The sequence below is a fragment of the Alistipes sp. D31t1_170403_E11 genome, assembly GCF_015553985.1.
GTDB classification, from domain to species: Bacteria; Bacteroidota; Bacteroidia; order Bacteroidales; family Rikenellaceae; genus Alistipes; species Alistipes montrealensis.
In genome coordinates, this window is record NZ_JADNHQ010000006.1 from 86,229 (window position 1) to 97,938 (window position 11,710).

General features: G+C 57.6%; 11 protein-coding genes. 4 read left to right on the forward strand and 7 right to left on the reverse strand.

Going from position 1 to position 11,710, the window contains the following annotated elements; translation table 11 throughout:
• The first annotated feature begins 12 nt into the window (after window positions 1-12).
• Genes I2E69_RS12360 through I2E69_RS12370 form a run of 3 tightly spaced genes read left to right on the forward strand, consistent with a single transcriptional unit; the run spans window position 13 to window position 3,326 of the window.
• On the forward strand, window positions 13-1,224 hold the full coding sequence (locus I2E69_RS12360) for a hypothetical protein (protein WP_195461541.1): 1,212 nt from the start codon (window positions 13-15) through the stop codon (window positions 1,222-1,224).
• A 14-nt stretch (window positions 1,225-1,238) separates the two neighbouring features.
• Window positions 1,239-2,339 (forward strand): glycine cleavage system aminomethyltransferase GcvT, encoded by a 1,101-nt coding sequence (gene gcvT / locus I2E69_RS12365; protein ID WP_195461542.1) that lies wholly within the window; start codon window positions 1,239-1,241, stop codon window positions 2,337-2,339.
• A gap of 18 nt (window positions 2,340-2,357) precedes the next feature.
• Window positions 2,358-3,326 carry a dihydroorotate dehydrogenase-like protein gene (locus I2E69_RS12370; protein WP_195461543.1) on the forward strand — a complete coding sequence of 323 codons (969 nt, stop codon included), beginning with the start codon at window positions 2,358-2,360 and terminating at the stop codon, window positions 3,324-3,326.
• A gap of 133 nt (window positions 3,327-3,459) precedes the next feature.
• On the opposite strand, the gene I2E69_RS12375 is transcribed toward I2E69_RS12370, so the two are convergent.
• The 6 genes from I2E69_RS12375 to ftsY all read right to left on the reverse strand — a co-directional run bounded on the left by I2E69_RS12375 (window position 3,460) and on the right by ftsY (window position 9,333).
• Window positions 3,460-4,086 carry an HD domain-containing protein gene (locus I2E69_RS12375; RefSeq protein ID WP_195461544.1) on the reverse strand — a complete coding sequence of 209 codons (627 nt, stop codon included), beginning with the start codon at window positions 4,084-4,086 and terminating at the stop codon, window positions 3,460-3,462.
• 168 nt (window positions 4,087-4,254) lie between these two features.
• A complete protein-coding gene (rny, locus tag I2E69_RS12380; protein ID WP_195461545.1) occupies window positions 4,255-5,802 on the reverse strand; it encodes a ribonuclease Y in 1,548 nt (515 codons plus the stop codon).
• 354 nt (window positions 5,803-6,156) lie between these two features.
• Entirely contained in the window at window positions 6,157-6,456 is a 300-nt protein-coding gene (locus tag I2E69_RS12385; RefSeq protein ID WP_195461546.1) for a cell division protein ZapA, read from the reverse strand.
• Between the two features lie 67 nt (window positions 6,457-6,523).
• Entirely contained in the window at window positions 6,524-6,844 is a 321-nt protein-coding gene (locus tag I2E69_RS12390; protein WP_195461547.1) for a hypothetical protein, read from the reverse strand.
• A gap of 182 nt (window positions 6,845-7,026) precedes the next feature.
• Window positions 7,027-8,331: a 30S ribosomal protein S12 methylthiotransferase RimO gene (gene rimO / locus I2E69_RS12395; RefSeq protein ID WP_195461548.1), complete on the reverse strand. Its 1,305-nt coding sequence runs from the start codon at window positions 8,329-8,331 to the stop codon at window positions 7,027-7,029.
• Window positions 8,332-8,337: 6 nt separating this feature from the next.
• Window positions 8,338-9,333: a signal recognition particle-docking protein FtsY gene (ftsY, locus tag I2E69_RS12400; protein ID WP_195461549.1), complete on the reverse strand. Its 996-nt coding sequence runs from the start codon at window positions 9,331-9,333 to the stop codon at window positions 8,338-8,340.
• A gap of 167 nt (window positions 9,334-9,500) precedes the next feature.
• Here ftsY and I2E69_RS12405 point away from each other — a divergent pair, with 167 nt between their 5' ends.
• The gene (locus I2E69_RS12405) at window positions 9,501-10,400 is read left to right on the forward strand and encodes a hypothetical protein (RefSeq protein WP_229095499.1); all 900 of its coding nucleotides are present in this window, start codon (window positions 9,501-9,503) and stop codon (window positions 10,398-10,400) included.
• Between the two features lie 72 nt (window positions 10,401-10,472).
• On the opposite strand, the gene I2E69_RS12410 is transcribed toward I2E69_RS12405, so the two are convergent.
• Window positions 10,473-11,708, reverse strand: coding sequence for a glycosyltransferase family 4 protein (locus I2E69_RS12410; RefSeq protein ID WP_195461551.1), 1,236 nt, complete (start codon window positions 11,706-11,708; stop codon window positions 10,473-10,475).
• Between the last annotated feature and the right edge of the window lie 2 nt (window positions 11,709-11,710).

The following is an 11,710-nucleotide window of genomic DNA, read 5'->3' on the forward strand; positions in this document are numbered from 1 at the left end:
ACCTCAGATAAGATGAGTAAGGATAAATATACCCTGCAAGAGGTCACCACTCCCGCCCTGGAGCGCGAGTGGCTCGACTTTCCCGAAAAGATTTACAAAGGAAACCGCAACTGGGTCCGTCCGCTGGACCCCGATATCCGCAAGATTTTCGACCCTTCGAAGAACGAACTCTTCGCCGACGGCGAGGCTGTCCGCTGGATGGTACGCGACGGCCGGGGCGAGGTCGTGGGTCGCATCGCTGCGTTCTACAACCGCGAAAAAGCCCTAATCGAGGAGCAGCCCACGGGCGGCTGCGGCTTCTTCGAGTCAATCGACGACCAGCAGGTCGCCGACATGATGTTCGAAGCTTCGCGCATGTGGCTGGCAAGCCGCGGCATGGAGGCGATGGACGGCCCGGTCAACTTCGGCCAGCGCGACGCGTGGTGGGGCCTCCTGGTCCAGGGCTACGAGTTCCAGCCGCTGTACGAGAATCCCTACAACCCGCCCTATTACAAGGAGCTGTTCGAAAACTACGGTTTCAAGAACTATTTCAACCAGAACACCTACATCTGGAAGATTTACGACGATGACGTGAATGCCATGGTACACGACCGCGCCAAGCGCCTGTTCGCCACGCCGGGCTACCGTTTCGAACACCTCAATATCAAGAATTTGGACGATGCCGCCGAGAGCTTCCGCGTCATCTACAACAAGGCCTGGTCGCTCTTCTCGGGCGTGAAGCCCATGTCGCAGGAGGAGGCGCTGAAGATCATGCAGACGATGAAACCGATCATCGACCCCAACATCATCTTCTTCGCCTATTTCAACGACGAGCCTATCGGGTTCTTCATCATGGTCCCCGACCTGAACCGCATCATCGGCAAGTTCAAGGGCAAGTTCGGGCTGTGGCAGAAACTGCGCCTGATGTGGGACCTCAAGGTGCGCAAGGCCAGCGACCGCATCTTCGGCATCATCTTCGGCATCACGCCGGAATTTCACGGCAAGGGCGTCGAGTCGGGCATGATGTGCTACATTCTCGAAGATTACATCCGCACCGACCGCAACCGCTACAAGACGATCGAGTTCGCATGGATCGGCGACTTCAACCCCGTGATGAACCGCATGATCGAGAGCTATGTCTGCGCTACGCGTCACAAGATGCACACCACTTACCGCTACCTGTTCGACCGGACGAAGGAGTTCCACCGCTGTCCGCGTCTGGGAGTCAAACGTCGTTCCGAATAAAAACCGCCTGAAATATGAAAACTACCGCATTTACCAAGTATCACATAGCCGCGGGGGCCAAAATGGCCGAGTTTGCGGGTTATAACATGCCTATCGAGTTCACGGGCATCACCGACGAACATATGGCCGTGCGCAACGGCGCAGGGGTCTTCGACGTGAGCCACATGGGTGAAATCTGGGTCAAGGGTCCCAAAGCCCTCGGCCTGCTGCAACGTATCACGACCAACGACGTTTCGAAACTCTTCGACGGCAAGGTGCAGTATACCTGCATGCCCAACGGCCGCGGAGGTATCGTCGACGACATCCTGGTCTACCGGGTCGATGCCGAAACTTACCTGCTCTGCGTCAATGCCGCCAATATCGACAAGGACTGGAACCATATTTGCGCGGAGGGTAAAGCCTTCGGTATGGAGGCGGGCCGCGGCAAGGAGTTGTACAACGCTTCGGACGAGATTTGCCAGTTGGCCGTGCAGGGTCCGCTGGCCATGAAGATCGTGCAGAAGATGTGCGCCGAGCCGGTCGAAGACATGGAGTATTACACCTTTAAGAAGATGTCCGTCGCCGGGTGCGACGCCATTCTTTCGATTACGGGTTATACCGGTTCGGGGGGCTGTGAAATTTACGTGGCCAACGAAGACGGCGACAAACTCTGGAAGGCGCTGTGGGAGGCCGGCGGAGAGTTCGGTCTGAAAAATATCGGCCTCGGGGCGCGCGATACGCTGCGCCTGGAGAAGGGCTTCTGCCTCTACGGCAACGACATCGACGACACGACCTCGCCGCTCGAAGCCGGGCTGGGATGGATCACGAAGTTTGCCGAAGGGAAGGATTTCATCGACCGCGCCGCGATGGAGAAACTCAAGGCCGACGGCGTGGCACGCAGGTTGGTGGGCCTGAAGATGATCGAGCGCGGCATTCCGCGCCACGGCTATCCGATCGCCGCGCCCGACGGGACCGAAATCGGCTGCGTCACCTCGGGAACCATGTCGCCCTGCCTGAAGGTCGGCGTCGCGCTGGGTTATGTCGAGTCGGCCTTTGCCAAACCCGGGACCGAAATCGCCGTGGTGATCCGCGAAAAGCCCGTAAAAGCCGAAGTAGTGAAGATTCCGTTCGTATAAACCGTAAACCGATTTACTATGAAAACGAAATATCTCGGGCTGGACCTTTCGAGCCCCGTCGTAGTCAGCAGTTCGCCCTACACGGCGACGATCCGCAATGTCGAACAGTGCGTCCGCAACGGTGCGGGCGCCGTAGTCCTGAAGTCGATCTTCGAAGAGCAGATTTACCGCCAGGCCGCCTCGCTCGACCGTATGGAAGGGTATGGCGATGCCGGGGAATACCTCGAACGCTATCTGGGCGAAGCCTATAAGGCCGAGTTGCTGGAACTGGTCTCCGACGCCGCCAAGACGGGTATTCCCGTTATCGGCAGCATTAACTGCGCCGGTGCGGGCGACGTGTGGATCGAATATGCTACGGCCATGCAGCAGGCCGGGGCTTCGGCGCTGGAACTGAACATTTTCCTGCTGCCGACCGACCGGCTGGCCGGGGCGCAGCAGATCGAACAGCATTATGCAGACATCGTGCGCAAGGTCGCCGCAGCGGTGACGATCCCCGTGTCGGTGAAGTTGCCGATGCGCCTGACCAACGTGCTGTCGGTCGGTGATGCGCTGCTGGGCCGCGGGGCCAGCGGACTGGTGCTTTACAATCGTTTCTTCGAACCGGACATCGACATCGAGAAGATGTGCTTCGAGAACAGCGATCCTTTCAGCCAGCCGAGCGAACTGCGCAATGTGCTGCGCAGTACGGCGTTGTGCGCCCATGCGCTTCCGCAGTTGGACATCGCCGTTTCGACGGGTGTCCACGACGGGGCCGCTGTGGTCAAGTCGCTGCTTTGCGGCGCGGCTGCCGTGCAGGTCTGCACGGCGATCCATAAATACGGTTACGAGGTGATCGGGGAGATGAACCGTTTCGTCGACGCATGGGCTGCCCGCCAGGGCTTCGAATCGCTCGACGAGTTTCGCGGACGCATGGACTACGGCTCCTCGGAGGGCGAGTTCTACCAGCGTGTGCAGTATATGAAATATTTCCCGCACGATACGGAGTAAATTCGCATGCCTGAAACCAGAAATCCCGGATGCCGTTTGTCGGTTTCCGGGATTTTTTTGCGGGGTTTCGGGTTGCGGTAGGCTGTTTGGCGTCCGGCTTTTGGTGGCTGTCATTCCGGCTTGTGCAGCGGGCCTATTTCGCAGTGGTTTCCGCGTCGAATGCCGTGTCGAAGATCGCCCGCAGCCGCTGCGGATCGCGAATCATGCTGCGCAGTTCTTCGAGCCGCCGGGCGTTTTCCGATTCTGCGATCCAGAGCTTCAGGTAACCGCCTTCGGCGTATTTCTCGTGCAGATGTGCGAGGCAGCGGTCGTACTGGGCTTCGCGGTCCAGCTCCGGATAGTGTGCCAGTCCGTACTGCACGGTGCGGCGGATGATCGTCACGGGGTCGATTACCCGGTCGGCCTCGGCCACGATGCGTCCGTAGATCGTGCGGGGCTCGTGGTCCGACGAGGCCCGGTGGTCCTCCACGGCGTCGCGCATCACGGCGATCTGCTCCTCCGTGAACCAGCGCCGTAACTCCGCATCCGCCGCGAGGATGCGCCCTGCGTCGATGTGGTGCTGTTCGCGCCCGTTCACGAGGCCCGTGTCGTGGTAGGCGGCTATGGCATAAACCATGTCGGCGTCCACGTCGTAATGCGCGGCCAGGCCGAGGCTTTGTGCGATGACTGTCCGTACGTGGTCCGTGCGGTGTGCTGCGTCGAAATGTGCATAGCGGGGGATGATCTCCCGTTCGATGTATTGTTCGAGTTCCCGGTTCATGGTGTAAAGGTATAAAAAAGTCCCGAATTAACGGATCGTGTTATGGGCGTATTCGCTCTCGCTGTTCCGGGCTGAGGGGCGTATGGCAATGTATAAAAGAATCCCTCCTGCAAAGGAGGGATTCAACTGGATGCCGATGTTCCGGATGGCGTATCCGGGCTGGATCGGTTATTTCGCGTAGGATACGGCGCGGGTTTCGCGGATGACGGTGATCTTCACCTGACCCGGGTACGTCATTTCGTCCTGGATCTTCTTGGCGATATCGTGCGACAGTCCTTCCGACTCCTGGTCGGTGAGTTTGTCCGCTCCGACGATCACACGCAGTTCGCGGCCGGCCTGGATGGCATAGGTCTTCATCACGCCGGGATACGAAAGGGCGATGTCTTCCATCTCCTTCAGGCGCTTGATGTAGCTCTCGACCACCTCGCGGCGTGCACCGGGACGTGCGCCCGAAATGGCGTCGCAGACCTGGATGATCGGGGAGATGATCGAGGTCATCTCCACTTCGTCGTGGTGGGCGCCGATGGCATTGCAGATCTCGGGTTTCTCCTTGTATTTCTCGGCGAGTTTCATGCCGATAATTGCGTGCGGCAGTTCCGGTTCGTCGTCGGGTACTTTGCCGATGTCGTGCAGAAGGCCTGCGCGGCGGGCGGTTTTGGGGTTGAGGCCCAGTTCCGACGCCATGATACCTGCGAGGTTCGCCGTTTCACGGGCGTGCTGCAACAGGTTCTGGCCGTAGGACGAACGGTATTTCATCTTGCCGATCATGCGGATCAACTCGGGATGCAGTCCGTGGATTCCGAGGTCGATCGTCGTACGTTTGCCGACTTCGACGATCTCTTCTTCGATCTGTTTCTGGACTTTGGCGACTACCTCCTCGATACGTGCGGGGTGGATACGGCCGTCGGTTACCAGTTGGTGCAGGGCCAGACGCGCGATCTCGCGGCGTACGGGGTCGAATCCCGAGAGGATGATGGCCTCGGGCGTATCGTCGACGATGATCTCGATGCCCGTCGCAGCCTCCAGGGCGCGGATGTTGCGGCCCTCGCGGCCGATGATGCGGCCCTTGACCTCGTCGCTTTCGATGTTGAACACCGTCACGGCGTTTTCGATGGCCGTCTCGGTCGCTACACGCTGGATTGACGCTACGATGATGCGCTTGGCCTCTTTCGTAGCCGTCAGCTTGGCCTCTTCGACGGTTTCGTTGATATAGGAAGCGGCTTCGGTCTTGGCCTCGGCCTTCATGTTTTCGATGAGAATATTTTTGGCGTCTTCCGAACTCATGCCCGAAATCTGCTCCAGGCGCGTGTTCTGTTCGCGCTGCATCTGGTCGACCTCCTCCTTTTTGTGCTCGAGGATCTGCAACTGATTCTGCATCTGCTCTTTCAGCCGGTCGTTTTCGCGGAGTTTATTCTCCAGTTCGCGCTGCTGGTTTTGCAGGTTCTGCTCGATCTGCTTGGCGCGCTGCTCGCTCTGTGCGATCTTCTGGTTCCGCTCGTTGACCTGGCGGTCGTATTCGCTCTTGAGCTGTATGAATTTCTCTTTTGCCTGAAGGATACGCTCCTTCTTGATCATCTCTCCCTCGGCCTCGGCCTCCTTGAGGGCGGCTTCGCGGCGCTTGCGGATCGAGGTCTTGGCCACGAGGTTTGTTACGACCGCGTAGACTGCGACGGCGACCACGGCAGAGATTGAGGCAGCCAAAATGATACTATACATTGGTCTTTACTTGTTTTTAATTATTATTAGGGTTTCTTATTGTGTAGCCATAAAAAAACCGCATAGGATTCCTTAGTCTCGTTTGACGAATCTGCCGATCAGTCATGTGTGGGGGCTCCGGCAATCGCAATCTTCCAACGGTACGCCGTAACGTACTCCCCGTGAGGGTAGTAAGGCCTGATTTTGAAGCGCCTTGAGTTGCCCCAATTTAAAAAGTGTTCAGTTTCGCAAAGCTTTAAGGAATCTATGCGGGTAGATTCTTATATGTAAAAGAACGTTTTTCGTAACATGCATATTGTCCGCCGCCGGGCTTCGCTTCGTTGCGCCGCCCCTTTTTGCAGACTTCCCCGGAGGTTACTTCTTCGGGTCGTTCAGATACGCATCTATTTCCGTGCCGATTTTTTCAAGCTGCCGGAGATCTTCGTTGTCCACCTCCCGGCTCTGCCGCATTCCGACGTTCGCGATAGCGAATTTCAGTGCGGCCATCGACAGATAGTCCTGGTCGGTCCAGTTCTTGATATTCTGTTGTTTTATCAGTGCGAGGTAGCTGTTCACCTCCCGTTCGGCAAGCCGGTATACCTCCTCTTTCCCGCTCTCGATATTGAACGGATAGCTCTTGCCTGCTATTTTGAGGGTTATCGCCTGTTTTGCCATTTTTCGGTTCGTTTATTATGCTTTCCTCTTCGTTGGGGCCTCCCGGCCGTTTTCCTCGTCTTGGCCTCTATTCGGCCTGTTGTTCCGCCGGGGCCGCCAGCGGCTGGCCCAGCAGTGCGATGCATTTGTCCACCTCCCGCATAAGACGGTTGACGCGTGCCCGCGCTTTTTCCCGGTTGCGGCTTTCGCCTGCAAGTCCCTCGGTCAACTGCATGCGCGCTACTTCGGCATCCAGTTCCCTGACGCGTTCTTCGAGCGTGCGCTTCTCGGAGCGGAGCGTGTCGCGCTGCGCAGTCAGTTCGGCGCAAAGATCCGACAGCCGTTTATGGTCGTCGATCAACTGCCGCACGCGGGCTTCGATGTTCGTTATTACGCTTTTGTCGGCCATGGCCTTCGGGTATAATTCCGGTTTACCTTTCAAAGGTACGAAAAAGAACGGTAAATTACAAATAATATTTCAAGAGGAGCGACTCCTCCGCTTTACAATCCGCGCAGACACACTCGCAGCCTCCGGCTGCGTTTGCAGATTTGACCCACCCCTAAATCCCCGCCTTGGCGGGGACTTTCTGGTTACGGCCTCGCATTTACCGCTTCTCCGTAAAGGTCGTAGTCGGCGGCCGAGGTGATCGTTACGTCGTAGAAATGCCCGCGCAGCAACCGTCGTCCCGATGCCGGAATCAGGATTTCCTGGTCCACTTCGGGTGAGTCGTACTGCGTGCGCCCTACGTAGAAATCGCCCTGGCGCGAATCGACGATCACCCGTTCGGTGCGTCCTACGCGGCTGCGGTTGTTTTCGAGCGAAATTTCATTTTGCAGGGCCATGATGCGCTCTACACGCTCCTGCTTGACCGCTTCGGGCACGTTGTCCCGGAGCTTTTCGGCCGACCACGTTCCCTCTTCCTCCGAGTAGGGGAAGACGCCCAGCCGTTCGAAGCGCACCTCGCGCACGAATGCCAGCAACTCCTCGAAATCGGCCTCCGTTTCGCCCGGATAACCCACCAGCAGTGTCGTGCGCAGCGCCAGGTCGGGAATCGCCCCGCGCAGGCGGCGGATCAGCTCCATCGCTTCGGCCTTGGTATGGCGGCGGTGCATGGACGCGAGTTGTGCGTCGGAGATATGCTGGAACGGAATGTCGAGGTATTTGCAGATTTTCGGTTCCGAAGCCATGACTTCGATCACCTCGCCGGGAAAAGCCGCCGGGTAGGCGTAGTGGAGCCGTATCCATTCGATGCAGTCGATGCGGCAGAGGCGGCGCAGCAACTCGGCGAGCATCCGCTTGCCGTAGAGGTCGATGCCGTAGTAGGTCGTATCCTGCGCAATGACCATCAACTCCCGGACGCCCCGTCCGGCCAGCTTGCGGGCCTCCTCCTCCAGCTCCTCCATCGGAACTGAAATGTGCTGGCCGCGGATGAGCGGAATGGCGCAGTAACCGCATTTCCAGTTGCAGCCCTCCGAAATCTTCAGGTAGGCGTAGTGCTTCGGGGTCGTCAGGCAGCGTTCGGTAGCCAGCGCCGGGTCCTCGGCGGCCCCCAGGGCGCGGACGATGCCGTCCCAGGTGCGGGCTCCGAAATAGTCGTCCACCTCGGGGATTTCGGTCCGCAGGCAGTCTGCATAACGTTCCGAAAGACAGCCCACGACGAAGAGCTTTTCGATCTTTCCGGCGCTTTTTGCCGCAGCGGCCCGAAGGATCATGTCGATCGATTCCTGTTTTGCGTCGCCGATAAATCCGCAGGTGTTGATCACCACGACCTTGGCGTCGGTGCGGTCGCTGTCGTACAGCACTTCGTATCCGGCCGCCGAAAGCCGTGCCATCAGGTGCTCGCTGTCGACCGTGTTCTTCGAGCAGCCGAGCGTTATGACGTTAATTTTTTTCATCGAGGGTTACTTGCTTTCGCCGAACAGTGCGTTGACGAACTCCTTGCGGTCGAAGATCCGCAGTTGGTCGATGCCTTCGCCGATGCCGATGTAGCGTACCGGGATGTGGAACTGGTCGCTGATGCCGATCACGACACCGCCCTTGGCCGTGCCGTCGAGTTTGGTGATCGTGAGCGAGGTGACCTGTGTGGCCTGCGTGAACTGCTTTGCCTGCTCGAAGGCGTTCTGTCCCGTCGAGCCGTCGAGTACGAGCATCACTTCGTGCGGTGCGCCGGGGATTACCTTTGCCATGACGTTGCGGATTTTCGTCAGCTCGTTCATCAGGTTGACCTTGTTGTGCAGACGCCCGGCGGTGTCGATCAGCACCACGTCGGCGCCGTTGGCCTTGGCCGATGTGAGCGTATCGAAAGCCACCGATGCAGGGTCCGATCCCATCTGCTGGCGGATCATCGTAGCTCCCGCGCGGTCGGCCCACACCTGCAACTGGTCGATAGCAGCTGCGCGGAACGTGTCCGCCGCGCCGATCCAGACCTTGCGCCCCGCTTTGTTGAGTTGCGCCGCCAGCTTGCCGATGGTCGTGGTCTTGCCGGCGCCGTTGACGCCTACGACCATCACCACATAGGGCTGGCCCTCGGTGGCGTCCAGTCCGAAATGCTCCGACGAACCGTGTGCGTCCTCCATCAGCGTCATAATCTCCTCGCGCAGGATCGACTGCAATTCCGAGGCGTTCATGTATTTGTCCCGGGCGACGCGCTCTTCGATGCGGCGGATGATCTTCACGGTCGTCTCCACGCCCACGTCCGACGAAATGAGCACCTCTTCGAGGTCGTCCAGCACGTCGGCGTCGATCGTCGAGCGGCCCGCCACGGCGCGCGCCAGTTTCGAGAAAAGCCCCGTTTTCGTTTTTTCCAGTCCGGCGCTGAGTTCTTCCTGTTGTTTCTGCGCCTGCTCCCCGGTGGGCGGCGTATCCTGTTTCTTTTTGAAAATATCGAAAAATGCCATGTCGTTATGAATTTCTTTGGAAAGGCTGCGTAAGCCGGCTGCAAACCAGGTTTGCCTGGGTTTGCCGGGGCGCCGCCTGCCTGTGTGAAAGTTTTTCTTTTGGCAAAGATAACAAGAAAGTTTGGAAAAAAACGTTATATTTGTCGTATATACCTTTATCTATAATGATGAAAAGAACCATTCTGCTGTTGTTCGCAGCGCTTTGCGGGGTACTGACGGCCGCCGCCCAGGACTTGATCGTCAAGACCGACGCCACGAAGATCGAAGCCAAAGTGATTGAAATTACGCCCGATGCGGTGCGTTACAAACGTTTCTCGAATCCCGACGGTCCGACTTACGTGCTTCCCGTTGCGGAGATTCATTACATCCAGTATGCCAACGGCGAAAAGGAGTATTATACCAAGAGTATCCCCGCAACGCCGCTGACCCCGGCTGTCCCTGCAACTCCTGCGGTTCCCGAGACTCCTGCAACCCCGGCTGTCCCTGCGCAGCCTGTTCCCGGCGGACAGTATGTGCTCAAACAATACGAGATCGGCGAACTCTATGATCAGAACGGCATCAAGGGTGTGATTTGCCAGCTTTCGGACGACCGCCTGCATGGCCTGGTGGTGTCGCTCGACGAAATTTACCTCCATTGGAGCGAGTTCCGCAAACCCAATCTGCGCGTGGCCGGCGCCGACAACCGTACCGACGGAGTGGAGAATATGGAAAAGGTGGCGCAGTACATTGCGGCCAACAACCTCTCGTGGGATGATTTCCCGGCTTTCAAATGGTGTCGCGACAAGGGCGAGGGCTGGTATCTGCCTGCCATCGACGAACTGCTGACTATCGGGCACAACTATAACGGCGGAACCCGTGTGACGAACAACCGCCAGGCGCGCAATAAGTTCAACGATGCGCTCAAGGATGCCGGAGGTAAGCGTATGGACCGCCTCGTATACTACTTCTCCTCGACCGAAATGGACGAGAAGAACGCCTACACGACCCATATGGGTATCGAACCTCCCTACGTGATCGAAATCCCGAAGTACAATAAATTCCTCGTGCGCGCCGTACACAAATTCTGATACGATGCGGAGTTGACCGTAAAAAACGGAGCACCTGAAAAGGGCGCTCCGTTTTTTGATGCTGACTGGCTGTCAAATGTTCTCGATCAGCTTCCGGAGTTTGGAAATGATCACGTCCCAGTCGTAGTGTTCATGGATGTAGGCGGGCCCTTTCTCGCTCATTGCCCGGCGCAGCGCGGAATCGGAGAGTAGTCGGTGGAGTTTGCGGCCGAAATCCCTGCCGTTGTCGTACCACAACGCTGCACCGCTCAAGCGGCAGTGGTCCTTCATTACCTCGCTGCGTCCGTTGACCAACAGCGGTATGCGGTTCTGCATCCCTTCGAGCATCAGCAGCGAAAGGCTCTCCATGGGTGACGGGTTGACCATCGCCGCGGAGTGGCGGATAATTGCACTTTTCTCTTCGTCGCTGACATAGCCCGTAAAGTGGATGTCCGGGGCTTCGAACCGTTTGATCGACGCTTCGAAGCCGCCGGCCAGTACCAGTTTCACATCGTTGTCGAAGTGTTTTTTGTAACGAAGGAAATAGGGCAGCAACTTATCGACCTTGGCCTCCGAAACGCGTCCCAAATAGAGTACATAGTGTTCTGGAAGCCCATATTTGACCTTCACGCGGTCCCAATCAGCCGCCGGGGCTTCTTCAATACCGCATCCGACGATGCTCGCCGGGGCCAACGCCTTTCCAAAAATACTGCGGCACAGCCGTTCTTCGGCGGCCGTATTGAATGCGATATGTTTTACACGGGTGAAGGCCGGGGCATTTATGCTGTAATAAAGCGGTTTGTTCGGATGCGCCAGTGGAATGAGTATGCTTTTTTCCGGCGCGATGACCGATCCCAGGACCGTTTCGGCGAAATAGAGATTTATAAAGATCAATGCGTTGTATCCGGCCTTGTGCGTTTTGATGTGGTGCAGCAGAGCCGGGGTGTACGACACTTGTGATTTGAGAAAGCGACTTTCTTTCGCGACGCCCCATTTCCACACGGGATGCAACGAAGAAACGACCCGGAGTATTCCGAGCCTTTGCAGATAGAATCGGATGCGACGAGCCAATTTGCATTGTTTGCGGTACTGCCGGTTGTGGTTGGCTTCAATGGGCTGCGGTTTGAACCGCCGCACCACGACGCCGTTTTCGCAGGTCGTTCCTTCCGGATAATCCTTGGCGGAGTCTCCAAAAATCCGAATAGTTGAGGTTAGCACTTCTACATCGTAGCTGGGAAGTAAGCGTTCCGCAAGCATTCGGCAATGGACTTCGGCCCCTCCGTTGATTCCTGTTCCGTATCGAGCGATGACGAATGCGATCTTTTTCATAC

Coding starts and splice junctions, on each gene's coding strand:
- rimO (WP_195461548.1), bottom strand. CDS start 8,331: ATGAAAAAAATTAACGTCATAACGCTCGGCTGCTCGAAGAACACGGTC.
- I2E69_RS12370 (WP_195461543.1), top strand. CDS start 2,358: ATGAAAACGAAATATCTCGGGCTGGACCTTTCGAGCCCCGTCGTAGTC.
- I2E69_RS12410 (WP_195461551.1), bottom strand. CDS start 11,708: ATGAAAAAGATCGCATTCGTCATCGCTCGATACGGAACAGGAATCAAC.
- I2E69_RS12385 (WP_195461546.1), bottom strand. CDS start 6,456: ATGGCAAAACAGGCGATAACCCTCAAAATAGCAGGCAAGAGCTATCCG.
- I2E69_RS12360 (WP_195461541.1), top strand. CDS start 13: ATGAGTAAGGATAAATATACCCTGCAAGAGGTCACCACTCCCGCCCTG.
- I2E69_RS12405 (WP_229095499.1), top strand. CDS start 9,501: ATGAAAAGAACCATTCTGCTGTTGTTCGCAGCGCTTTGCGGGGTACTG.
- I2E69_RS12375 (WP_195461544.1), bottom strand. CDS start 4,086: ATGAACCGGGAACTCGAACAATACATCGAACGGGAGATCATCCCCCGC.
- ftsY (WP_195461549.1), bottom strand. CDS start 9,333: ATGGCATTTTTCGATATTTTCAAAAAGAAACAGGATACGCCGCCCACC.
- rny (WP_195461545.1), bottom strand. CDS start 5,802: ATGTATAGTATCATTTTGGCTGCCTCAATCTCTGCCGTGGTCGCCGTC.
- I2E69_RS12390 (WP_195461547.1), bottom strand. CDS start 6,844: ATGGCCGACAAAAGCGTAATAACGAACATCGAAGCCCGCGTGCGGCAG.
- gcvT (WP_195461542.1), top strand. CDS start 1,239: ATGAAAACTACCGCATTTACCAAGTATCACATAGCCGCGGGGGCCAAA.